Genomic DNA, 23,306 nt, shown 5'->3' with positions numbered 1-23,306 from the left:
GAGCCCATGACCAGCCGGGAGCACGGCCGAGGGGACGTGGCGGCCGTCAGGTGGAGTCCCTGACCACGAGCCTGGCAGGGAGCACGACGGACGTGACGTGGCGGCCCTCCAGGCGCGACAGCAGCAGCCGGGCGAGCGCGAGGGCCTGGTCGGCGACAGGGACGCGCACGGTGGTGAGCTGCGGGGTGGTGGCCGAGGCTGCGTCGACGTCGTCGAAGCCCGCGATCGCCAGGTTCTCCGGCACCCGCCGCCCGGCCTCCTGCGCCGCCCGCAACGCCCCGATGGCGAGCTGGTCGCCGGACGCGAAGATCGCGTCCAGGGACGGGTTGTCGCCGATGAGCCGGCGCGCGGCCGCCGCACCGGACGCGCGGGTGAGGTCGTCGGCCAGGGCCAGTAGCGGCCTCATGCCGGCGCGGTGCAGGGCCGCGCGGTGACCGGCCAGGCGGTCCTGGACGAAGGTCAGGTCCATGGGGCCGCAGATCATGCCGATGTGGCGGCGGCCGCGGGCGATGAGGTGCTCGGTGGCGGCCGCCGCTCCCCCGGCGTTGTCGACGTCCACGTACGGCACCAGCGACGCGACCGCGGGTTTGCCGAGCAGCACGATCGGCACGCCGGTCCGCGAGAGCCGCTCGGCCAGGGTGTCGGCCCGGTCGGGCGGCAGGAGCACGACGCCGTCCGCCAGCCGCGCCTCCACGTGGGAGGCGATGCGGCGGTGGCTCTCGGCGGTGTCGGCCAGCATGAGCGTGATCTGCTTGCCCGCGCCCTCGAGCATGCTGGTGACGTACTGGACGACGGCCGCGGTCAGCGGATCGCCGCCCTGCCCGGGCACCGACAGGACGAGGGCGACCGTGTTGGTACGCCGGGTGACCAGGCTGCGGGCGGCGGCGTTGGGCACGTAGCCGAGCTCTCTGACGGCCCGCATCACCGTCGCGCGGACCTCGGGGCTCACCGAGGTCTCGCCGTTGACGACGCGCGAGACCGTGGCTCTGGATACGCGGGCGCGGGCGGCCACGGTCTCCAAGGTGGGCCGCCTGGCGCGGGTCTCGGTCAGGCCGTTGCGCGCGATGACGTCGCGATACCACCGGGCGCTGTCCTTCAGGCGGCGTTTCTGGGTGGCGAAGTCCACGTGCACGAGGCCGAACTTGCGCTGGTAGCCGTCGGCCCATTCGAGGTTGTCGAGCAGCGTCCAGACGAAATATCCGCGGACCCTGGCGCCGTTCTCGATAGCGGATCTCAGGGCGCGCAGGTGTTCCTCGATGAAGCTGATCCGGTCGACGTCGTGAATGCCGTCGCCGGTCACCACGTCGACGAAGTCGGCGCCGTTCTCCGTGATCATCAGGTCGGTTTCCGGATATTCCCGCGAAAGGCGGCCGAGCAGCTGGGAGAGGCAGCCTGGCACGATGGGCCAGCCCATGGCGGTAACCGCCGTGGGCACCGTGCAGAAGAGCACGCCCTCGCTTCCCGGGAAAGCCGGATCGGCGGGTTCGCTGGGCTGCGCCTGCACCACCAGCGGCGCGTAGTAGTTGACGCCGAGCAGGTCGATGGGCTGGGCGATGACGTCGAGATCGCCGTCGCGGACGTGGCCGAGCCCCGCGTGGCGCTCGATGAGCGGGATGAGGTCGGCGGGGTAGGCGCCGCGCAGCATCGGGTCGAGGAACTGCCGGTTCGCCAGGGCGTCGATCCTGGCCACGGCCTCGGCGTCCTCCTCGCTCAGCTCCCTGCCTGAGTCGCTCACCTGGGCGGGCGTCAGCACGGGCGAGTGGTTGACGACGGCGCTCACCTTGGCGGCCCCGGCGGCGCGCAGCGCCTGGACGCCCAGCCCGTGGGCGAGCAGCATGTGGTGGGCGCTGCGGAAGGCGTCGGCCGCCGACGTCCTGCCGGGCGCGTGAATGCCGGAGCCGTATCCGAGAAAGGCCGCCACCCACGGTTCGTTCACCGTGAACCACGTGTCGACCCGGTCGCCGAGCCGTTCGTGGACGGCCGCGGCGTAATCCGCGAAATGGCGGGCGGTGTCGCGCACCGGCCAGCCGCCCCGGTCCTCCAGCGCCTGCGGCAGGTCCCAGTGATAAAGGGTGGCATAGGGCGTGATGCCCGCGGCGAGCAATTCGTCGAGCAGCCGGTCGTAGAAGCCGAGCCCGGCCGTGTTCACCTTTCCGCAGCCGTCGGGAATCACCCGCGCCCAGCTCACCGAGAACCGGTAGGCGGCTATTCCGAGGTCCTTCATCAACCGCACGTCCTCCGTACGGCGGCGGTAATGGTCGCACGCCTCCGCGCGGTCGGCGGAGAAGCCGTCCCAGATGGACGGGCCGCGGCCGTCGGCGGTCGTGGCTCCCTCGATCTGGAAAGCGGAAGTCGACACTCCCCAGACGAAACCCTCGGGGAAACTCGCTGCGCTCATCGTGGTGAAAACCCTCCGGACACGGTTCGAGCGCCCAGTCTCCCGCGCGCCGCACGTCGCGCGCCAGCCTGGCCAGGCTGTATACAGAGCGCGTGGAACTGGACCGGCTCGATCGTGACATCATCGCGGCGCTCGTCGACGACGCCCGTGCGACGTACGCGGACATCGGTGATCAGGTGGGGCTGAGCGCGTCGGCGGTCAAGCGGAGGGTCGACCGGCTGCGCGCGACGGGGGCGATCACGGGGTTCAGCGCCCGGGTGGCGCCCCAGGCGCTGGGCTGGACGACCGAGGCCTACGTGGAGCTGTTCTGCCAGGGCAAGACCAAGCCCTCGGACATCGCGCTGGCCGTGGCCAAGTTCCCTGAGGTGGTGGGGGCGGCCACGATCACCGGCGAGGCCGACGCGCTGCTGCACATCAGGGCGACGGACGTCCGCCACGTGGAGCGGGTGATCGAGCGCATCGCTGCGGAGACGTTCGTGGTGCGGACCAAGAGCGTCATCGTGCTCTCCAGGCTGGTCGACGCACCTCCTGGCACCACCGTGCCCCAACCGCGCAACGGACCGCGTACGAGCGCCTGAAAGACGCAACAGACCTGCGCATATACGCAATGTCGACGTCTTGGCCGCCATGACGGCGGTTCCTAGGCTGGCTGCGTCCCTCCAGAGAGGGATTTTCCCTGGTCAACGATGATGGAGCGCTGCATGCCCAAACACTTCCTCATGTGTCGCCCTGAGTACTTCGCCGTCGAATACAGCATCAATCCGTGGATGCGCCCGGAAGCCGGCGCGTCCCGCGACGTCGCGGTTCGGCAGTGGGAAGACCTCAAGAGCGCATACGAGGAACTCGGCCATCGCGTCAGCCTGATCGACCCGATCGACGGGCTGCCCGACATGGTGTTCGCCGCCAACGGCGCGCTGGTCGTCGACGGGCGCGTCTACGGCGCCAGGTTCGCCTACCCGCAGCGCGGCCCCGAGGGCCCGGCCTACCTGCGCTGGTTCGCCGAGCGCGGATATCCGGCGCACGAGCCGCAGCACGTCAACGAGGGCGAGGGCGACTTCCTCGTGCTCGACGAGGTCGTCCTCGCCGGCACGGGCTTCCGCACGGACGTGCGCGCCCACCAGGAGGCACAGGAGGTCCTGGGCCGGCCGGTGATCTCGCTGACGCTGGTCGACCCGCGCTTCTACCACCTGGACACGGCGCTGTTCCCGCTGGACGGCCGGAACGTGGCCTACTACCCGCAGGCCTTCTCGCGGGGCAGCCAGGAGGTGCTGCGCCGCATGTTCCCCGACGCGGTCCTGGCGACCGCTCTGGACGCCGAGGTGCTCGGCCTGAACGCGGTCAGCGACGGCGCCAACGTGGTGATCAACGCCGAGGCCTCCAACCTGCAGTTGGAGCTCAAGCGCCGGGGCTACGAGGTGATCCCGGTCGACCTGTCGGAGCTGCGTAAGGCGGGTGGGGGTCCCAAGTGCTGCACACTGGAGATCAGGGGGGAGAACTGACCATGACCACCAGCGCAGAGCTGATCGAGATCAGCGAGAGCCGCAGCGCCCACAACTACCATCCGCTGCCCGTGGTGATCCACGAGGCACATGGAGCGTGGGTCACCGACGTCGAGGGGAAGCGCTATCTGGACTGCCTGTCCGGCTATTCCTCGCTCAACTTCGGCCACGGCCACCCGAAGATCGTCGAGGCGGCGAGGGACCAGCTCGAACGCCTGACCCTGACCAGCCGCGCGTTCTACCACGACCAGTTCGCGCACTTCTGCGCCGGCCTGGGCGACCTCACGGGCAAGGACATGATCCTGCCCATGAACACCGGCGCCGAGGCCGTCGAGACCGCCATCAAGGTGGCGCGCAAGTGGGGCTACGAGGTCAAGGGCGTCGAGCCCGACCAGGCCAACATCATCGTGATGGAGAACAACTTCCACGGCCGCACCACCACGATCATCAGCTTCTCCACCGACGCTGATGCGCACGACAACTTCGGCCCCTACACGCCGGGCTTCAGGATCGTGCCCTACGGCTCGGCCGACGCGATCAGGCAGGCCGTCGACGCCAACACGGTCGCCGTGCTCGTCGAGCCCATCCAGGGCGAGGCCGGGGTGCTGGTGCCGCCGGACGGCTACCTGACCGAGGTCAGGGAGCTGTGCTCGGCCGGCGGAATCCTGATGATCGCCGACGAGATCCAGTCAGGCCTGGGCCGCACCGGGCAGACGTTCGCGTGCGACGTCGAAGGCGTCGTGCCCGACATCTACGTCCTCGGCAAGGCCCTCGGCGGCGGCGTCGTACCGGTGTCGGCCGTCGCGGCCGACCGCGACGTGCTCGGCATCATCCACCCCGGCCAGCACGGGTCCACGTTCGGCGGCAACCCGCTGGCGTGCGCGGTGGGCATCGCGGTCATCGAGCTGCTGAACACCGGCGAGTTCCAGGCCAGGGCCACCAAGCTCGGTGAGACCCTGCACAACCGGCTGCGCGAGCTGATCGGCAAGGGCGTCACCGAGGTGCGCGGCCGCGGGCTGTGGGCGGGCGTGGACATCGAGCCGTCGCTGGCCACCGGGCGCGAGGTGTCGAAGGCGCTGCTGAGGCGCGGCGTGCTGGTCAAGGACACGCACGGCTCCACGATCCGGCTGGCTCCGCCGATCGTCGTCTCCGAGGACGACCTGATCTGGGGGATCGACCAGCTCACCGATGCTCTCTACGCCTTGAAGGAGCGGTAGGGCGTCAGCCCACGCGTACGGACTCGATCGGCTTCATGGCGTCGTTGCGAGACTCGTACCAGGTCAGCGTGCCGGGGAGGGTCAGGGTGGCCACCGCGTTCTGGAACCAGGGGCCCTTGACGATCCGCCACCGGAAGGGCGCTTTCGGGATGCCCGCCGACCGCGCCAGCAGGCCGCCCACCAGCGTGGCCAGGCCGAACTGGGTGAGCACGTTGGCCCAGCGCAGCACCCGGCTGAGCGGGTTGCGGATCGGCGAGCACACGACCTGGTAGACCGGCCCGGTGTTGGCCTTGGCCAGGTAGGAGTAGTGCACGTCGCCGGAGAGGATCAGCACGGGCTTGCCGAGGTTGATCAGCATGCCGGCCAGGTCTTCGAACGAGCGGCGGAACGCCGCCCAGTGCTCCAGGTCGAAGGCCTGCCGGAGCATCTCGGAGCACCTGCCCACCAGGCGGCCCCACTTGCCGTCGCACAGAGCCTCGTTCCAGTTCTGTACGCCGTGGACGCCTTCGGGCAGCAGGAACGGGATCGACGAGCCGATGATCAGCCGCTCGGCCGGGCGGGTGACCTGCTCCTCGAGCCAGGCCCACTCGTCGGGGTCGAGCATGCGGCGGTCGCCGGGCGTGAGCTGCCTGGCGCACCGCGTGTCGACCATGATCAGCCGGGTGTCCCCGAGGTCGCGGGCGTAGCTCCAGCGGTTGCTGCTCGGCTCGGCGTCGGCCTTGTCGGCGAACGCGTCGAGCGCGTCTCCGGTGTCGCCGTCGCCGCTCATCAGCTTCTGCAGGAGCGGCTCCTCCGCGCGCTCGGCCGGTGAGAGGTTGCCGAGGTGCTGGTAGACGTAGTACGCCCCGAGCCCCGCGATGACCCGGCGGCGCCACCATGGCGTCCTGGCCATCTGCTCGCGCCAGGTCTTCGAGGTGTTCCAGTCGTCGCGCACGTCGTGGTCGTCGAAGATCATCGCGGTCGGCACGGTGGACAACACCCAGCGGATGTCGGGGTCGGTCCACGCCTGGCGGTAGAGCTCGGCGTATTCCTCGAAGTCGGCGATCTCCCCCTGCGGTTCGGTGTCCCTCCGCGATCTGATGTAAGCCAGGATCTCGGGCGACGGGCTGTCGGCGTAGACCTGGTCGCCGAGGAACAGCAGCAGGTCGGGCCACTCCTCGTCGCCGGCCTGCGCGAGGTGGGCACCGAGCTCGCTCAGCATGTCGTAGCCGTGCGTGATCACGTGTGTGGCGTCGTGCGGCACGCTGGTGCGGCACGAGCCGAACATCAGCTTGCGCACCCCTTCAGCGGGCAACAGCCTGATCCGGCTGGGCGGGCGACCCGCCAGGGGCCATACGGGCTCCCCGTCGAGTGTGACGGAATAGGACCCGATATCCTGGGAGAGTCCAACGAGATCCACGATCGCGTAGTGGTGTCCGTGCACGGTGAAGGTAGGCGACCGGTAAGCCCTGCCGTCCGCTTCGACGGTGACCGTGCAGGGGTCGGCGGTCTCCACCCAGATCGAGGCGCTGTCACGATCGACATAACGCAGCATCGGCCCCACCACGAGTGCGGGCATTCCACTCCTCAGATCGACGATTCGGCATACATCCGCTCGCAAGCCTGCCAGAGTGGCGCCGCTCGTGGCACCTCGGTCACCGGCTTGGATTTCTTCCAAGACCTAGGCAAGATCAAACCCCTCGCCATAGGATGATCGTAACAACATCGCCCAAAGTGGAAGGCAATGGCGCTTTCCCCGTAAAAGGGCGTAAATACCAGGAGGAAACTCTTCAATGAGCATCATGGTGCCGTCAACGACGCCGGCCCTGATCACACCGGGCCGTCAAGCGCTCGACTCCGCTCTCCACCAGCTCGCCCAGGCCGCCGAGCATCTCGGGCTCGACGACGGGCTCCGCACGATGCTGGCCACGCCCCGCCGCTCCCTGACCGTCTCGGTCCCGGTGCGGCGCGAGGACGGGCGGCTCGACGTCGTCCAGGGATACCGGGTCCAGCACAACGTCTCACGCGGCCCCGCCAAGGGCGGGCTCCGGTTTCATCCCAGCACCGACATCCACGAGGTCACCGCGCTCGCGATGTGGATGACGTGGAAGTGCGCACTGGTCGGCATCCCGTACGGCGGCGCCAAAGGCGGCGTGGCCGTGGACCCGGCCGGGCTCACCACCCGCGAGCTCGAGCGGCTGACCCGCCGCTACGTCAACGAGATCCTGCCGCTGATCGGCCCGGAGAAGGACATCCCCGCGCCCGACGTCGGCACCGACGAGCAGACGATGGCGTGGGTCATGGACACCTACAGCGTCAACGCCGGCTACTCCGTGCCCGGCGTGGTCACCGGCAAGCCGATGACGCTGGGCGGCTCGCTCGGCCGTGCGGGCGCGACCTCGCGCGGCGTGCAGATCGCGGCGCTGGCCGCGCTGGGCGGCTCGCCCGAGGGCGTGACCGTGGCCGTGCAGGGCTTCGGCAAGGTGGGTGCGCTGGCCGCGCAGTACCTCTCCGACGCCGGCTGCAAGGTCGTGGCCGTCTCCGACGTCACGGGCGCCGTCTACGCCGGCAGTGGCCTCGACATCGCCCGGCTGCGCGCCTGGGTCGCCGAGGAGGGCGGCGTGCACGGCTACCGCCACGCCGACGCGCTGGCCCGCGACGACCTGTTCGAGCTGGACGTCGACGTGCTGGTCCCGGCCGCGCTGGAAGGCGCGATCACCGAGGCCAACGCGCCCAGGATCCGGGCCAGGCTGATCGTCGAGGGCGCCAACGGGCCCACCACGCCGCAGGCCGACGAGATCCTCGCCGCCTCCGGCACCACGGTCGTGCCCGACATCCTGGCCAACGCCGGCGGGGTGATCGTGTCCTACCTGGAGTGGGTGCAGAACATGCAGGCCTACTCCTGGAGTTCCGGCGAGGTCGAGCTCAAGCTGCGCGACCTCATGCAGGGCGCCTACTCCGAGGTGAAGTCGCTGGCCGCCGAGCGCGGGCTGACGCTCAGGCAGGCGGCGCACGTCATCGGCGTGGGCCGGGTGGCCGACGCGCACCAGATGCGCGGACTCTACCCGTGACGATCAGCGGCCAGAACGGCTGAGGGCCGGCACGACCGCGCCATGGCACCGCCGGTCACCACGGCCGCGCGTTACCACTGCCGGTCGCCACGACCGCGAGTCAGAACCACCGGGGGTCGAGGACGACCGCCGGACAGAACGACCGGGGCCCGCCGTCCGGGGCGGGCCCCGGCGCCTGCGCCCACCTCCTGGGCCCACATCCCGAGCCCTGGGCCCACATCCCGAGCCCTGGGCCCACATCCCGAGCCCTGGGCTCACTTCCTGAGCTCGGCGTAGTCGAGCGCGGCCACCAGGCCCTCGAGATCGCGCATGAGCCGCTCGGTGCGCTCGGCGCCGAACGCGACCGCGACGAGCCCGTGGTGCTCGGCCACCGCGCCGTCCACCCGCGCGAGCAGTTCGGCCCCCCGGTCCGAGACGAACACCGCCACCCGCCGCCGGTCGCCCTTCGACGGCCCGCGGTAGACCAGCGCCCGCTCGATCAGCCGGTCGATCGCCTTGGTCAGGGTGGGGTGGGGCATCAGCACGGCCGCGGCGAGCTCGCCCATCGAGTCGCCCCGCCCGTCGGCCAGCGCGCGCATGATGCGCCACTGCTCGACGGTGACGTCCTCGCCCGCCAGCGCGGCCGCCAGCCCTCGGTTGACGCTGCGCTCCGCGCGGCTCAGCAGATAGGCGAGCGAGGACCCGAGCCCAGAGGAGGTCATGGAGAAGGTCCTTTCATCGGGGAGCTAGAAGGGAGGATACTCGTCGGCGTGGCGGCGACCGTCGATCCTCTCGAAGCCCGGCTCCTCCCGTCAGGTTCGATCAGGATCGGCCTGGTCGTGCCCGTGTCCGGGGTCCTCGGCCTGATGGGCCCCTGCGCGATCAACTGCGCCGTCCTGGCGGCGGAGGAGCTCAACGCCGCGGGCGGCATGCTGGGCAGGCCGGTCGAGCTGGTCCTCGTCGACGGCGGGCGGCCCGCGCGCCAGGTGGCGGCCGAGGTGTCCGAGCTGGTCAGGACGGGCACCGTGCAGGCGGTGGCGGGCGCCCACGCCAGTGACGTGCGGGTCGAGGTGGTGGCCGCGATCGCCGGGCGGGCGCCGTTCGTCTACGGGCCACCGTACGAAGGCGGCGGGCACGCGCCGGGCGTCTACTTCCTCGGCGAGACCCCCGACCGGCAGCTCGCGCCGGGGATCGAGTGGCTGGTCGGCACGCGCGGGGCACGCCGGTGGTTCCTGCTGGGCAACGACTACATCTGGCCGCGCCTGGTGCACGCGAGCGCCCGCCCGCTGCTGCGCGCGCTCGGCGCCACCGTGGTGGGCGAGAGTTTCGTGCCGTACGGCGACGCGGTGCGGCGGCTCGACCGGGTGGCGGCGGCCCGCCCGGACGCCATCCTGCTGACGCTGATCGGCAGCGACCTCATGGACTTCAACCGCGCGTACGCGGCCGGCGGGCTCGGCGCGGCCCGGCTCTGCGGCGCGCTGGAGGAGCACGGCCTGCTGGGCATCGGCGGTGACGCCACCGGCGGGCTGTACGCGTCGATGGGTTACTTCCGCGATCTGACGACGGAGGCCAGCCTCGGCTTCGCGCAGCGGTACGCCGCCCGCTTCGGCCCTGACGCACCCATGCTGAACGCCCACGGCCACGGCTGCTACGAGGCCGTCGCCATGCTGGCCGCCCTGTGCGCCCGTGCCGGTTCGCTGGCCGTGCCGGCGCTGGACGCGGTGGCCGACGGCACCACGATCAGCAGCGCGCGCGGAACGCTCACCCTGCTCGGACGGCAGGTACGCCATCCCGTTCACCTCGGAAGGGCGGACGGCCTGGATTTCTTGCTAGAGAAACCTTTTCACTAGAAAGCTTTGGATCTAAGGTGCGAAACGCCCCCGATGCACCCCTCGATGCACAAGGAGCCGTCCATGAGCACCATCGAGCAGTTCGGCTACCGCCAGGAGCTCCAGCGCTCGCTGGGCTTCACCGACCTGATGATCTACGGCCTGATCTTCATGGTGCCGATCGCGCCGTTCGGGATCTTCGGCAACGTCTTCTCCGTGTCCCACGGCATGGTGGCGCTGGCGTACGTGATCGGCCTGGTGGCGATGGCCTTCACGGCGCTGTCGTACGCGCAGATGGCCAGGGCGTTCCCCATGGCCGGTTCCGTCTACACGTACGCGGGCCGCGGCATCGCCGCCCCCGTCGGGTTCATGGCCGGCTGGGCCATCCTGCTCGACTACGTGCTCGTGCCGTCGCTGCTCTACCTGGTGGCCAGCGTCGCCATGAACTCGTTCGTGCCCGTGATCCCCGTCTGGGCCTGGCTGGCGGCGTTCGTGGTGCTCAACACCGTCGTCAACTACCTCGGCATCCAGATGACGGCCAGGATCACCCGGATCATGCTGGCGGCCGAGCTGGTCGTGCTCGCGATCTTCCTGGTGGTCGCCGGCGTCGCGCTGGCCCAGGGCAAGGCGCAGACCGGCGCGTTCACGCCGATCTTCGAGCCCTCCGGCTTCACCTTCAGCGTGGTGTTCGCCGCCGCGTCGGTGGCCGTGCTGTCGTTCCTCGGCTTCGACGGCATCAGCACGCTGGCGGAGGAGAACCGCGAGGACGCCCGCAGGCTCGGCAGGTCCATGGTGGCCGCCCTCGGCCTGGCGGCCGTCCTGTTCGTGACGCAGACCTGGGTCGCGGCGCTCCTCACGCCCGGCCGCGACGCCCTGATCGCCGACGGGGACCCCGCGGGCAACGCCTTCTACGACACCGCCGCGTTCGCCGGCGGGCCGTGGCTGTCGGTGCTCACCGCCGTGGCCACCGCCGTCGCCTGGGGCTTCGCCAACTCTCTGGTCGCGCAGGCGGCGACGTCTCGGCTGCTGTTCGCGATGGCCCGCGACCGCCAGCTGCCCGCCTTCCTGTCCCGGGTGAACGCGAAGCACAAGGTGCCGGTCAACGCGACCCTCGCGGTGGCCGCCGTCTCGCTGGTCCTCGGCGTCTATATGAGCACCAGGGCGAACGGCGTCGGCGAGCTGGCCTCGCTGGTGAACTTCGGCGCCATGACCGCGTTCCTGGTGCTGCACGTCTCCGTCGTCGTGCACTACGTGGTCAGGCAGCGCAGCACCAACTGGTGGGCGCACCTCGTCGCCCCCGTGATCGGCTTCGCCGTCCTGGTGGCCGTCGTGTACAACCAGAACGTCGCGGCCCAGTGGGTCGGCGGCGTCTGGCTGGCGATCGGCCTGGCGGTCCTGGGCACCACCTACCTGATCGGCCGTAAGCCCACACTTCCCACGGAGGTCTCGTGAACGTCGTCTCCTACCACCCCACGCCGGAGGAACTGAGCTACACCTTCGGCGGGCGCTCCGCCGTCGGCAAGATACGGCCGGGCACGATCGTGGAGCTCTACACGGAAGACTGTTTCGGCGGCCTCGTCCAGAGCGTGGACGACCTGCCGTCCCAGGTGTGCGAGTTCCCCTACCTCAACCCCGTGACCGGACCCTTCCACGTGGAGGGCGCCGAGCCGGGCGACACGCTGGCCCTGCACTTCATCACCATCACCCCCGCCAGGGACTGGGCGGTCTCCACGACGTTCCCCCACTTCGGCGCACTGACCGGCACCCACACCACCGCCATGCTGCAGCCGCCGCTGGAGGAACGCGTCTGGCGCTACGACATCGACCTCGCCAAGGGCGTGGCCGTCTACCACGCCCGCACCAGCGACTTCAGCGTGGAGCTGCCGCTCGACCCCATGCACGGCACCGTCGGCGTGGCCCCGGCCGCGAACGAGGCCCGCATGACGATCACCCCCGACGCGCACGGCGGCAACATGGACACCCCCGAGCTGCGCGCCGGCGTCACCGCCTACCTCGGGGTCAACGTCGAGGGCGGGATGTTCTCCATCGGCGACGGCCACGGGCTGCAGGGGCACGGCGAGGTGTGCGGCACCGCGGTGGAGTCGGCCATGAACACGGTGGTCGCGGTCGAGCTGATCAAGGGAGTGGCGACGCCGTGGCCCCGGCTGGAGGACGACCTGCACCTGATGTCCACCGGGTCGGCCAGGCCGCTGGAGGACGCGTACCGGATCAGCCAGCACGATTTGGTCACCTGGACGTCGGAGCTGACCGGGCTGGACACGCTCGACGCCTACCAGCTCGTCAGCCAGGCCGGGCAGGCGCCGGTCGGCAACGTGTGCGACACCAACTACACGATGGTCGCCAAGCTGCCCAAGGCGTATGTGGGCGACGCCGCGGTCTACGGGTCGGCGCACACCCGCCTGCGCGCGCTGGCCGCCCAGTACACGACTTAGTAAAGACGGATGTCGCAGGTCAGAGGGCTGATCATGGCCCCCGTAGGCTGGCCGGGTGCTCAGGTTGGTGTTGTCCCTCGCTCTGCTCGACCCGACCGCCGTCATTGAGGTGTCCCAGCGCAACGTACCCGCCCCGCGCGTCCTGACTCCTGACGGAGACCGCCTCGGCTACGCGCCGGTCCCCCGCCCCTACACGGGGGCGCGGCGGCTCACCGGGGTGCTGCTCGGTCACGACCCCGTCTCGCGGCGGGGCGTGTTGTGCGGGGGCACGGTGATCGGCTCGCGCAGCCGCAGCCTGGTGCTGACGGCCGCGCACTGCCTCTACCACCGTGGCCGGCTGCTCGAGAACCTGGCCTTCCTGCCCGGCTACGACGGCGGGCGGCCGGGGCTGGGCGTCTGGCCGGCCGTGCGCACGTGGGTGCCGGCGAGGTGGCGGCACCGGCCGTACTCGCCCGGGCTGCTGCCGTACGACATCGGGCTGGTGGGAGTCGGGCGCGGCAAGCGCCCGCTGGAGGCCGTGACCGGCCGGGGGCTGCGGACGATGGCCACGGACAGGGGCACCACGCTGCAGGGCCTGGAACTGCTGGGCTACCCGGCGGGCAAGGGTTATCCGGGCACCAGGCTGTACCGGTGCCTGGGTGACGCGGCAGAGGCGGTCTCCGAGGGGCCGGGGCTGATGGTCACCCGCAACTGCCACGCCGCCGCCGGTGGCAGCGGCGGGCCCGCGTTGTACGGCGGTTCGGTGGCCGGCGTCGTGTCGTCCTCCAGCCCGCTGGGCGACACGAAGGGCTATACCGTGCTCGCCCGGCTCGGCGACAAGCCGTTCAAGCGCATGTTCGCCAGGGCCGACAGGACGATGCAGCTCAGGCAGCGCGACTGACCCCCTCGGGCGCAGGTCAGGCGGCGCGCCCGGCGATCTCCTCGCAGAGGGCGTGGGTGGCCAGGGCGTCGCCGGCGTCGATCATCCGGCCCTCGCGTACGGCGGCGAGGAACTCCAGGCAGATCTGCTCGATGCCGCGCTGCCTGGCCACCGGCACCCAGTCGGGCCGTCTGACGAGGGTCTCGCCGCCCTTGTGGTCGATGACGTCGCCGAGGTTGACCACGCGCCGCTTGGCGCCGTCGCCCATGGCCTCGCAGGACTCCTCGGAGGCCCCGCCGACCCGGTTCATGACGCCGATGGCGGTGAAGCCGTCGCCGGACAGCTCAAGGACGAGGTGCTCGACCTGGCCGTTGCGGACGCGGGTCCTGATCGTGGTGTCGGTGACCGGGCCGGGCGCGAGGAATCGGAGGGTGTCCACCACATGGATAAAGTCATCAAATATCACCCGCCGGGGTATGTCGGGGTGATTGGCGCGGTTCTTCTCCATGAGGAGGAGATGACGGGGATGAGCGGCAAGTCCGACATATCCGGGTGCGTACCGGCGGTTGAAGCCCACCATCAGGGACCTCTTCTCGGTCCGGGCCAGCCGCACGAGACGCTCGGACTCGGCGAGGGTGTAGGCGATCGGCTTGTCGACGTAGACGTGGACACCCGCCCTGAGCAGCGGCTCGACGATCTCGGGATGGGCGTCGGTAGCGGCGTGCACGAACGCCGCCTCGACGCCGTCCTTGATCACCTCGTCCACGCTCGACGACCGGGCGGCGATCCGGTAGGTGTCGCCGAGCCGGTCCAGCCGAGCCGTGTTGCGCGTGCAGAGGTGCAGGTCGAGGGCGGGCTGGGCGGCCAGCACGGGAAGGTAGGCCTTCTCCGCGATGTCGCCCAGGCCGATCATGGCTATCTTCACGCGTCGAGCGTAGCCTTCAGGGCCGCCTCGATCGGGGTGGGCGCCACGCCGAACGTCCGCTCGAACGCCGACGAGTCGAGCACATAGGGCGCGACGAACTGGTAGCGCGTGTGCTTCATCTCACCGATCATGGGCGAGAACAACCCGGCCACCCGCAGCAGCGGCCACGGCATCTGCATCATCCGGGGCGCGGGCCGGCCCAGCAGCGCGGCCATCTTCTCCCCCAGCTGGCGGAAGGTCAGCGGCGCGCCGGTGGGCACGTGCCAGGGCCTGCCCCAGGCCCGCTCGTCACCGCCCGCCGTGATCAGCGCGTCGGCCACGTCCGGCAGGTACGTCCAGCTGTGCGGGATGTCGGCCGGCCAGATGAGCGGGACGGTACGGCCCGCCCTGAGCGGCGCGAGGAACCGTTCGCCCAGGTAGGACTGGTCGGTCGCGCCCGGGCCGAAGTAGTCGGAGCCGCGCACCTCGGTCACCCTGATCCGGCCGGCCTGGTGCGCGGCCAGCGCGTCGGTCCACATCTTCGCGCGTACCTGCATCTTGGGGGTGGTGGAGGCGAGCGGCAGGTCCTCCGTCATCGGGACGGAGACCGGTCCGTACGGGTAGAGGTTGCCCAGGATCGCCAGCACGGCGCCGCTCGATTCCGCGGCGGCCAGGAACGACGCGGCCATCGGCGGCCAGTCGGTGAGCCAGCGGTGGTATTGAGGGTTGACGCAGTTGTAGAGGACGTCGGCGCCCCTGGCGATCTCGATGAGCCTGGCCTGGTCGGCGATGTCGGCGGCCACCTTGACCGCCCCGTCGGGACCACGTCCCGAGCGGGTCACGACGACGACCTCGTGCCCCTGCGCGACGAGCTTGGCGGCGAGATGCGAGCCGACCTGGCCGGAGCCCACGACGACGTGCTTACCCATGTTCAGACCTGCTTCCAGATGATGCGGAGAACCGCGTTGACGACGAAGAGCATGGCAAAGGCGGCCGCGGAGGTGGTCAGCCCGGAGGCGTAGAGCGCCGCCGCGCCGCCACCGAACCACACGATCTCGAGCGCGGCGCGTGCCGGGCCGGTGAGCGGGAAGGTGGCGTTGGCGCCGCCTCCCGCGCCGAACAGCGCCCACGCCGCGATGAACAGCGCCGGAGCACCGAGCCCGGCCAGCAGTTTGATCGCCCAGCTGGGGGAGAGCGTGAAGCCCCAGTAACCGGCCGACGCCAGCACGCCCAGCTCCAGCAGGAACATCAGCGCCATGTTGGCGTGTTTGGCGAGGTTGAGCATCGGGACCTCCAGAGACCACCCGTTCGCTTACGAGAGCAATGCTCTCTCAAGAGAGCAGCGTTCGTCAAGAGCAGTGCTCTCGTTTCTTTGCACCGCTCTGATAACCTGCTGTGCATGACTGCCAGCCGTACCGCAAGAGAACGCGTCAGGGCCGAGCTCACCAGGGAGATCACCGACATCGCGCGGCGCCAGCTCGCCACGGAGGGAGCGGGCGGCCTATCCCTGCGGGCCGTCGCGCGGGAGATGGGCATGGTCTCATCGGCCATCTACCGCTATTTCCCCAGCCGCGATGACCTGCTCACCGCGTTGATCGTCGACGGCTACAACGCCCTGGGCGAGGCCGTGGAGCAGGCCGAGTCCGCCTGCCCCCGCGACGACTTCGCCGGACGGTGGCTGGCCGCCTGCCACGCGGTGCGCGAGTGGGCCGTCGCGCACCCCCACGAGTACGCCCTGATCTACGGCTCCCCCGTGCCCGGCTACCAGGCGCCCCAGGACACGATCGCGGCCAGGGTGCGTGACGTGGCGGCGTACAGCCGGATCGTCTGCGACGCCTGGGAGTCCGGCGCGATCGCTCCGCCCATGGACGAAGGCCCCGAAGGGCTCGAACCCGACGCCGGCTCCTTCCGCGAGCTCATGCCGGGCGTGCCCGACGCGGTGGTCTGGCAGGCCGTCTCGGCGTGGACCGCGCTGTACGGGTGGGTCAACTTCGAGGTGTTCGGCCAGTTCAACAACGTGATCGAGAACCGGAGGGCGGCGTTCGAGCACGCGATGCGCCTCGCGGCGGCCACGATGGGACTTGCTCAGTAGCACTTACTAAGTTTTACTTAATACATGGCACGGAAGACATCCGAGCTCGGCCGCTTCACCGACGTGGCGCTGCTGGTGCTCATCAGCCTGGCCGAGGGGCAGAAACACGGCTACCGGATGATCCACGACATAGCAGAGTTCTCGGGGACCGCGCTGGAGCCCGGCACGCTCTACGGCGCGCTGATGCGGCTGGAGGAGCGCGGGTGGATCGAGCCGGTCGAGACGGCCGAGCGGCGCAAGCCGTACCGGATCACCGAGAGCGGGCGTGACGCGCTGCGGGAGCAGCTCGCCACGCTGCGGCGCATCGAGCAGGCGGGCGCGCGGCGCGCCGCGATCTCCTGGGGGCTGTCATGATCCTGCGTGTCATCGCCGAGTCGGTGCTGGGGCTCTATCCGGACGCGTGGCGGCAGCGCTACGGCGAGGAGGTCGCCGACCTGGTCGCCTCCCGGCCGGTGCGCGTGCGCACGGTGCTCGACCTGATCGCGGGCGCTGCGGACGCGTGGCTCCACCACCGGCGCATCCCGGGACGGCGACCGTTCCGGATCCCGGCGGCCGCCGTCCTGTACGCCCTGGGAGCCGCTCTGTGGTTGTTGTGGAATCCGGGAGTGCGCGACCCGCAGAGCCTCCACCGGGTCTGGGCCGAGGCCACGCGCATGGGGGCGCTCGCCCACACGCTGGAGGGGATGGCGACGTCGTTGTTCGTCACGGCGGGAGTCATGGGAGCACTGGCGGCGGCGCCGGTCGTGCTCGCCGCCTCCAGCGCCATGGGCGGCCCCGGGCAAGGGCTCGTGACGCGGGTGACGTCTCGGCAGGTGGTCAGGACGGCGGTCGCCGTCGCCGTCCCCATCGTGCTGCTCGGCTACCTCTACTACGCGACGGCCTTCGCCGGTGACCGCGAGCCCCTCGGCGACGCGATGACGGGCGGCTACCTCATCCCGCCCGTCCTGGCGTTGTCGTTGCCCGTGATCGCCGTGGCGGCGCAGGCGAGCCCGCCGGCGTCCGAGGTCAGGACCGGCGCCACCGTGCTCGCGGTGGCGGCCATCATCAACACGCTGGCCTGGCTGCCCGTGACGGCCCTGATGCTGCCCGGCCTGGCGCAGGCGTCGTGGACGTTCGCGGCGGCGGTCACCACGAGCGCGGCGGTCGGCATCTGCATGGCCGGGCTGGCCGCGCGGCTCGCGCTCAGGCACGGCCGGGCCGCGATGAGCCGGCTCACCCCCGCCTGAGCAGCGGCACCAGCACCTCGTCCACGATCTCCACCACGAGGCCGTCCGGGATGGGCGTGCCCTCGAAGAGGAAATGTTGCCGCAGCAGCGCCTGCCCGGCGTCGAGCCGGCGAGGAGTGATGTCGCCGGGATCGACCTCGCCGCGCTCGACGGCCCGGCGGACGACCTCCTCCATCATCTTCCTCCCGGCACCCTGGCTGCTCCTCCGCATGGCGTTCAGCGGCGACTCGTTGCGGAGCGCCTCGCCGAGCAGCCCACGCATCGCCTCGCCGGCCGGACCCGACAACGCCTGTGCCGTACGGCGGAGCATGGCCACCAGGTCGTCGCGGAAGTTGCCGGTGTCGGGCGAGGACTCCGGGGTGGGCAGCGAACTGTAGACCGCCTCCATCACCAGCTCGATGCGGGAGGGCCAGCGCCGGTAGAGCGAGGCTTTGCTGGCCCTGGCCCGCTCGGCGACCCGCTCCATGGTCAGCCTGGCGTAGCCGACCTCGGCCAGCTCGTCGAGCGTCGCCTCGTAGATGGCCGCGTTGAGCGCCTCGCCCCGGCGCCGTGGCAGCTTGCGGTGGTCGGTGACCATGACAAGCATCCTAGGTAGCGCGGGCGACCGTGCCCGCCCCGCCGTCGACCGTGACGATCTCGCCGTCCTGGAGCACCGACGTACCCGTGCCCGTACCCATGACGGCGGGGATGCCATATTCCCTGGCCACGATCGCCGCGTGCGAGCCGGCGCCGCCGGTGTCGACGACCACGGCCGCCGCCTGCTGGAAGAGCGGTGTCCACGACGGGTTCGTGTAGGGGCAGACGAGCACGTCGCCGCCGTTGAGCTTGCCGAAGTCGGCCGGCTCCCTGATCAGCTTCACCGGCCCGGTCGCCACGCCGCCGCTCGCGGGCGACCCGGTGAGCAGCGCGTCGCCCGTCGCGCGGGACGGGAAGACCGCGGCGGGGTCGATGAGCCGCACGCCGGACAGTTCCTCCCGCTTGGCCGCCCGCGCCCTGACCCTCTCGCGCAGCCGCTCCCTGTCGTACGTGGGCAACGCGGCCACGTCCCCGATCGCTTCGAGCTCCTCCAGCCGCAGGTGGAAGACGTCCTCCGGACGGTCGAGCACCCACACGTCGACAAGGCGGCGGCCGATCTCCAGCAGCGACCTGCGCAGGACAGGCTGCGGCAGCGTGAAGGAGAAGTGGCTGTCCTCGCGGAAGGCGACACCCGCGCGGGCCGCCGCCACCCGGCGCCGCACCCTGGCGCGGCGGCGCTCCGAACGCAGGCGAGGGTGGCGGAGCAGGCGCTCGAGCGCGTCGTCGCCCTCCCTCTTCTCGGGTGGGGCGCCGGCCAGGGCCCTGACCAGGCCGAGCACGGCCTCCGGAGCGTCCGCCCAGGTCGGCGGGGTCACGAGGATGGGGCTCGACGTCTCGCGGTGGCCGTACTCGGCGAGGAACGCCCGCAGCTCTGCCTCGAACTCGGCGGGCAGCGGGTCGGCGTCGAGCGCGCCGGTGCGCTCGGCCACCTCCGCGAGCCGTTCCAGCGCCTCGTTGGCGTCGGTGGTGCGGGTGCGCGCCCCGAACAGCAGATCGCCGAACACCTCGCGGCGCCCCAGCAGCCGGACCGTCAGCAGCAGCCGCAGCAGCGCCAGCCCCGAACCCGGCAGGTAGTCCATGCGCAGATCGGCCACCGGCTGCACGATGTCGAGCACCTCCCTGGGCACGCGGACCAGCCGCTCCCACGGCATCGATCCGAGATCGCGGGAGGCCAGCTCCCTGGCCCGGCCGAGGTAGTCGCGGTAGCGCGGATCCTCCGTCCAGCGGGCGGGGTCGTACCGCCTGGCCTTGGCGAGGAGCCGGAACGGGGTGACCAGCATTCTCGGCGTCGGATGCGGCTTCGGCGGCACGAGCTGGTAGACGACCCCGTCCTCCTCGCGCAGGAAATTCTCGAACGCGCCGTGGATCCCGAACGAGGACGTGACCTTGGCCATGAGCCCGGCCGGCCCGTACGGCAGCCAGGTCGTCACGTCGATCGGATAGGGCCGTACAGGCAGGTATTCGAGTAGGACGGTCGCCAGCCGGCGCTGGATCGGGTTGAGCTTCCCGACCGGTGGCGGCGGCAGCGCCGTCATCGGGCGTGCCTGCAGCAGGTGCACCCGGCCGCCCGCGTAGGCCCACTCGATGTCCTGCGGGCGGCCGAAATGGGCTGCGACGTCCCTGCCGAGCCGGGTCAGTTCCCCGATCACCGCGTCGGGCAGCCGCTCGGCGGTGGCCGCCGCGCCGGCCTCGCGCGCCACGCCGCCGCCGGACGCGCCGCGGATGACCACCTCGCGGCGGCCGGGAGCGAAGTCGGCGTGTCCAGAAGCGTCGATCACATAGTGGTCGGGCGTGACGAGACCGGAGACGACGGCCTCCCCGAGGCCGCTGCTGGCGTCGACGACGAGCTGCGCGCGGTCGCCGGTGACGGGGTTCGCGGTGAACATGACCCCGGCCATCTCCGCCTCGACCATGCTCTGGACGACCACCGCGATCCGCACCCCCGAGCCGTCGATCGCGAGCTTCGCGCGGTACGCGATCGCGCGCTCCGTCCAGAGCGAACCCCAGCAGCGGCGCACCGCGTCGAACAGCGCCTCCTCGCCGACGACGTTGAGGTAGGTGTCCTGCTGGCCGGCGAACGCGGCGCCCGGCAGGTCCTCGGCCGTGGCACTGGAGCGCACGGCCACGGGCCCACCGCCGAGCCCGGCGTAGGCGTCGGCGATCGCCTGCCGCAGGCCGGCGGGCAGCTCGGCCCGCTCGAAGTGCTCGCGCGTGTCATGGCCCTGCGCGACCTGCTCGTACGCGTGGGTCGTGACGACGAAGCCACGCGGCACGGGCAGGCCCTTCCTGACGAGCTCACCCAGATTGGCGGCCTTGCCACCGGCCACGGCCAGATCGTCATGGCCGAAGGCATCCAGGGGTGCGACGAGCTTCACGGCCTGTTCCTGGCTTTCATGGCTTCTCTCCGCTCTCACGACATCTCCTCGGTTTCCACGCTCGACCCGTCCCTGACCCGCACCCACACCTCGTCCACGGCCCGCACGCACAGCCTGTCCCCGGCCCGCACGTACAGCTTGTTTCCGGGTTTCACGCACGACTTGTCCTGGGCCTGCGCCCACAACTTGGTTCCGGCTTCCACGCACGACGGTCCCCGGCTTTCAGCCACGGCCTCTTCTCGGCATCGGCTTGCACTCACGGCCCTTCCTCGGCTTTCACGGCTTCCTCCTCGGCGTGAGCGGTGGTGCGGAGCGGGCGCGCCGGCAGCACCAGCGCGAGCACGAACGCCACCGCGAGCAGCGGCGCCATGGCCGCGAACACCGGCGGCACGGCGGCGGCGAAGGCTTCGCGCACGCCGGCGGGCAGGGCGGCCGGGTCGGTGGCGGCGATGCCGGATCTCATGGTGATCAGCGCCCCCACCAGCGCGACCCCCGCCGAGGCGCCGATCTGGCGCAGGAACGTCACCGACGAGGTGGCGGTGCCGAGATCGGCGTACTCGACGGCGTTCTGCGCGGCCAGCACCATGGTCTGCATGACGAGCCCGACGCCCAGCCCGGTCAGCAGCATGGCCAGGGCGAGCGCGAGCGGCGAGGCACCGGCCAGGCCGATCAGCCCCAGCCCCGCCGCGGCCACCGCCGTACCGGCGACGGGATAGGGCTTGTACTTCCCGGTCCGCGTGATCAACCGGCCGGACACGACGGTCGTGGCGAGCACGCCGCCCATGAGGGCGGTCACCAGCAGGCCCGCCTGCGTGGCGCTGGTGCCCGCCGCGATCTGCAGGTAAGCCGGCATGTACGTGACCGTCCCGAACAGCGCGAACCCGATGAGCAGGCTGATGGCCACGGGGATCGCGAAGGCCCGGTCGCGGAAGAGGCGCAGCGGCAGGATCGGGTCCTTCGCGTACCGGGCGCTGACCAGCCAGGCGACCAGTCCGGCGGTGGCCACGACCAGGTAGACGGGGTCGCGGGTCTGCCCCACCATGACCACGCCGACCACGGCGACGGCCAGCGTGAGCGCGCCCACGACGTCCAGGGGAGCCCGCATGCGGGGCTTCGGCAGCCGCAGCGTGACGCTCAGCACGACCAGCGCGAGCAGGCCGAGCGGCGGGTAGATGGCGAAGATCCACCGCCAGCTCAGCCGGTCGATGAACAGCCCGCCGATCAGCGGTCCCCCGACGGCGGCCACGACGTAGGCGGCCCCGATGAAGCCGAGATAGCGCCCCCGCTCGCGCGGGCTGACGATCTCGCCGATGATGGCCTGGGCGCCGATCATCAACCCGCCGCCACCCAGCCCCTGCACGGCGCGGAAGGCGATGAACTGCGGCATCGAGGTGGCCAGCGCGCACAGCACGGCTCCGACCACGAACACCACGATCGCCACCTGCATGATGGGCTTGCGGCCGTACCTGTCGCCGAGCTTGCCGTAGACGGGCATGACCACGGTGGCGGCGACGAGATAGGCGGTGACGACGACCGGCATCTGATCGAGCCCACCCAGGCTGCCAGCGACGGCCGGGAGCGCGGGCGCCATGATCGTCTGATCGAGCGCCCCCAGCAGCATCGTCAGGATCAGCCCCGACAACACGAAGCCCATGACATCGCTCCTTAGAGAACGAACCGTTCTCTAAGAAGAATAGGCTTCAACTGATCGAAACGCAACGTTCACTAACTGAATGTTGCCCAGGTCACCACGAGCCGCCGGCGGCGATTCCGCCGTAAGCCGGCCCTGCCGCCCGCGACCGAGGAGCGCCGATGACGGCATCGCCGGAAGACGGCTTGCCAACCTTGTGGAGCGCCAGGCCGGGCAGGCCAGGAACCGCGGGCACGAGCGCCTCCCCGTCGCCAACGACGTGGCTCTTCGACTGCGGGACGTACCGCTGTCACTGGATCGTCCATTTGGACCCAACCGGCGTGTCCGCCATCGAGCGCTACCGACTCCACCCGGCCTCGATGCTCTGCAAGAGCGAACCGAACATTCCGCGTGCCCTGGCCATCCCGAGATCTTCTCGTCGCGGCTTCTTGAGGCGATCGGCCGGTCGTAGTCGTGGATGCACTTGGTGCCGCTGCTCAGCTGCGAGCGCATCCGAGCGCCGCAGGATAAGCAGAACGGTGTGACGGATGAGGTCCGCGCGCCCCGGCCCCGCCGCATCGGCGGAGGACGCGGCGCCGGCGGTCTCATCGATGGTCAGCAACGTGATCCGATCCGCCCCAAGAGGCGCTCGCTCGCAGCATTCCTCACCCATCAGATGCCTTGTGGCGTTGAACGCGCCTCCTCCGGCGATCCCACCTCGGACGCCGTGCGTTCAGTCGACCTTGCGGCTCTCCGGCGGATACCGCAGCGTCCGTGACAGCAAGAACCCACCGGCCCCGCCCTCATCCTCACCCCAGGCAAATGGAACGCCCTCATCAGGCGTGAAGAGCGGCGAATCGACTGACTACCACTGGCTCGACGAGAGAAGTTCCCGATTCGTCCCGCATTCGCATCGAACCTCCCTCGCCAGCCTGCGCAAGTCGTCCAGGGACCGGTTGGTTTCCCGGGCAGCTAATTGATCACTTCGGGCGGGGGCGCACCGAGCCTGGGGATGAGTTCGGAGCGGATGACAGCAAAGCAGGGTTGCGTCCACAGGAGTGGTGTACGAGTTTGGCCTGGTCACAGGCGTGGCGTCGTGAAATGAAGACGGCCATCGCGTGATCCTTCGAGTAGCAAAGATCAAGATTCGAAGGAGATCCAGGCGATGGCCGCAGACAACAGTGTGACGCCCGCGCAGTGGCTGGCGAAGCAGATCGAG

At 70.7% G+C, this 23,306-nt stretch carries 21 protein-coding genes; 11 read left to right on the top strand and 10 right to left on the bottom strand.

Annotation, left to right across the window (positions count from 1 at the left end; all coding sequences use genetic code 11):
- Nucleotides 1-46 precede the first annotated feature (46 nt).
- Nucleotides 47-2,359, bottom strand: a complete 2,313-nt coding sequence (locus E1292_RS55470) for a GH1 family beta-glucosidase (RefSeq protein WP_439331909.1) — start codon at nt 2,357-2,359, stop codon at nt 47-49.
- A 131-nt stretch (nt 2,360-2,490) separates the two neighbouring features.
- Here E1292_RS55470 and E1292_RS27690 point away from each other — a divergent pair, with 131 nt between their 5' ends.
- The 3 genes from E1292_RS27690 to rocD all read left to right on the top strand — a co-directional run bounded on the left by E1292_RS27690 (nt 2,491) and on the right by rocD (nt 5,114).
- Nucleotides 2,491-2,976: an Lrp/AsnC family transcriptional regulator gene (locus E1292_RS27690; protein ID WP_132598137.1), complete on the top strand. Its 486-nt coding sequence runs from the start codon at nt 2,491-2,493 to the stop codon at nt 2,974-2,976.
- 123 nt (nt 2,977-3,099) lie between these two features.
- Nucleotides 3,100-3,897 (top strand): dimethylargininase, encoded by a 798-nt coding sequence (gene ddaH, locus E1292_RS27685; protein WP_132598136.1) that lies wholly within the window; start codon nt 3,100-3,102, stop codon nt 3,895-3,897.
- 2 nt (nt 3,898-3,899) lie between these two features.
- The gene (rocD, locus tag E1292_RS27680) at nt 3,900-5,114 is read left to right on the top strand and encodes an ornithine--oxo-acid transaminase (protein ID WP_132598135.1); all 1,215 of its coding nucleotides are present in this window, start codon (nt 3,900-3,902) and stop codon (nt 5,112-5,114) included.
- A 4-nt stretch (nt 5,115-5,118) separates the two neighbouring features.
- Here the strand turns inward: rocD and E1292_RS27675 are convergent, their stop codons facing one another.
- A complete protein-coding gene (locus E1292_RS27675; RefSeq protein WP_165974771.1) occupies nt 5,119-6,672 on the bottom strand; it encodes an alkaline phosphatase D family protein in 1,554 nt (517 codons plus the stop codon).
- A 214-nt stretch (nt 6,673-6,886) separates the two neighbouring features.
- Between E1292_RS27675 and E1292_RS27670 the strand changes: the two genes are divergently transcribed.
- Nucleotides 6,887-8,164, top strand: coding sequence for a Glu/Leu/Phe/Val family dehydrogenase (locus E1292_RS27670; RefSeq protein ID WP_132598134.1), 1,278 nt, complete (start codon nt 6,887-6,889; stop codon nt 8,162-8,164).
- 254 nt (nt 8,165-8,418) lie between these two features.
- On the opposite strand, the gene E1292_RS27665 is transcribed toward E1292_RS27670, so the two are convergent.
- Nucleotides 8,419-8,865, bottom strand: a complete 447-nt coding sequence (locus E1292_RS27665; RefSeq protein ID WP_132598133.1) for a MarR family winged helix-turn-helix transcriptional regulator — start codon at nt 8,863-8,865, stop codon at nt 8,419-8,421.
- A 48-nt stretch (nt 8,866-8,913) separates the two neighbouring features.
- On the opposite strand from E1292_RS27665, the gene E1292_RS27660 reads away from it, so the two are divergent.
- The 4 genes from E1292_RS27660 to E1292_RS27645 all read left to right on the top strand — a co-directional run bounded on the left by E1292_RS27660 (nt 8,914) and on the right by E1292_RS27645 (nt 13,305).
- Complete coding sequence (locus E1292_RS27660) at nt 8,914-9,993, top strand: substrate-binding domain-containing protein (protein WP_246090370.1); 1,080 nt, start codon at nt 8,914-8,916, stop codon at nt 9,991-9,993.
- A gap of 63 nt (nt 9,994-10,056) precedes the next feature.
- Nucleotides 10,057-11,424: an APC family permease gene (locus tag E1292_RS27655; RefSeq protein ID WP_132598132.1), complete on the top strand. Its 1,368-nt coding sequence runs from the start codon at nt 10,057-10,059 to the stop codon at nt 11,422-11,424.
- On the top strand, nt 11,421-12,425 hold the full coding sequence (locus E1292_RS27650; RefSeq protein ID WP_132598131.1) for an acetamidase/formamidase family protein: 1,005 nt from the start codon (nt 11,421-11,423) through the stop codon (nt 12,423-12,425). Before E1292_RS27655 ends, E1292_RS27650 begins: the two co-directional genes overlap by 4 nt.
- A 55-nt stretch (nt 12,426-12,480) precedes the next feature.
- The gene (locus E1292_RS27645; RefSeq protein ID WP_132598130.1) at nt 12,481-13,305 is read left to right on the top strand and encodes a trypsin-like serine peptidase; all 825 of its coding nucleotides are present in this window, start codon (nt 12,481-12,483) and stop codon (nt 13,303-13,305) included.
- A gap of 16 nt (nt 13,306-13,321) precedes the next feature.
- On the opposite strand, the gene E1292_RS27640 is transcribed toward E1292_RS27645, so the two are convergent.
- Genes E1292_RS27640 through E1292_RS27630 form a run of 3 tightly spaced genes read right to left on the bottom strand, consistent with a single transcriptional unit; the run spans nt 13,322 to nt 15,473 of the window.
- Nucleotides 13,322-14,209 carry a Gfo/Idh/MocA family protein gene (locus E1292_RS27640; protein WP_132598129.1) on the bottom strand — a complete coding sequence of 296 codons (888 nt, stop codon included), beginning with the start codon at nt 14,207-14,209 and terminating at the stop codon, nt 13,322-13,324.
- Nucleotides 14,206-15,117 (bottom strand): NAD-dependent epimerase/dehydratase family protein, encoded by a 912-nt coding sequence (locus tag E1292_RS27635; protein ID WP_132598128.1) that lies wholly within the window; start codon nt 15,115-15,117, stop codon nt 14,206-14,208. Before E1292_RS27635 ends, E1292_RS27640 begins: the two co-directional genes overlap by 4 nt.
- A 2-nt stretch (nt 15,118-15,119) precedes the next feature.
- On the bottom strand, nt 15,120-15,473 hold the full coding sequence (locus E1292_RS27630) for a YrdB family protein (RefSeq protein ID WP_132598127.1): 354 nt from the start codon (nt 15,471-15,473) through the stop codon (nt 15,120-15,122).
- Nucleotides 15,474-15,587: 114 nt separating this feature from the next.
- Here E1292_RS27630 and E1292_RS27625 point away from each other — a divergent pair, with 114 nt between their 5' ends.
- From E1292_RS27625 to E1292_RS27615, 3 genes are read left to right on the top strand one after another with little or no spacing between them, the layout of a single operon-like run.
- A complete protein-coding gene (locus E1292_RS27625) occupies nt 15,588-16,280 on the top strand; it encodes a TetR/AcrR family transcriptional regulator (RefSeq protein ID WP_132598126.1) in 693 nt (230 codons plus the stop codon).
- Nucleotides 16,281-16,304: 24 nt separating this feature from the next.
- Nucleotides 16,305-16,634 carry a PadR family transcriptional regulator gene (locus E1292_RS27620; protein ID WP_132598125.1) on the top strand — a complete coding sequence of 110 codons (330 nt, stop codon included), beginning with the start codon at nt 16,305-16,307 and terminating at the stop codon, nt 16,632-16,634.
- On the top strand, nt 16,631-17,506 hold the full coding sequence (locus E1292_RS27615) for a hypothetical protein (protein ID WP_132598124.1): 876 nt from the start codon (nt 16,631-16,633) through the stop codon (nt 17,504-17,506). The genes E1292_RS27620 and E1292_RS27615 overlap by 4 nt, the downstream gene beginning before the upstream one ends.
- On the opposite strand, the gene E1292_RS27610 is transcribed toward E1292_RS27615, so the two are convergent.
- The 4 genes from E1292_RS27610 to E1292_RS27600 are packed head-to-tail and all read right to left on the bottom strand — an operon-like array spanning nt 17,493 to nt 22,111.
- Entirely contained in the window at nt 17,493-18,092 is a 600-nt protein-coding gene (locus tag E1292_RS27610; RefSeq protein ID WP_220447089.1) for a TetR/AcrR family transcriptional regulator, read from the bottom strand. The genes E1292_RS27615 and E1292_RS27610 overlap by 14 nt on opposite strands.
- Nucleotide 18,093: 1 nt before the next feature.
- Nucleotides 18,094-20,496, bottom strand: a complete 2,403-nt coding sequence (locus E1292_RS27605; protein WP_246090369.1) for a PEP/pyruvate-binding domain-containing protein — start codon at nt 20,494-20,496, stop codon at nt 18,094-18,096.
- Nucleotides 20,493-20,660 carry a hypothetical protein gene (locus E1292_RS51385; RefSeq protein WP_165974770.1) on the bottom strand — a complete coding sequence of 56 codons (168 nt, stop codon included), beginning with the start codon at nt 20,658-20,660 and terminating at the stop codon, nt 20,493-20,495. The genes E1292_RS27605 and E1292_RS51385 overlap by 4 nt, the downstream gene beginning before the upstream one ends.
- A gap of 53 nt (nt 20,661-20,713) precedes the next feature.
- The gene (locus tag E1292_RS27600) at nt 20,714-22,111 is read right to left on the bottom strand and encodes an MFS transporter (RefSeq protein ID WP_132598122.1); all 1,398 of its coding nucleotides are present in this window, start codon (nt 22,109-22,111) and stop codon (nt 20,714-20,716) included.
- Between the last annotated feature and the right edge of the window lie 1,195 nt (nt 22,112-23,306).

The organism is Nonomuraea deserti (assembly GCF_004348685.1).
Lineage (GTDB): Bacteria > Actinomycetota > Actinomycetes > Streptosporangiales > Streptosporangiaceae > Nonomuraea > Nonomuraea deserti.
The sequence above is the reverse complement of the archived record's forward strand: the minus strand, read 5'-3'. Positions and strand labels throughout refer to the sequence as shown.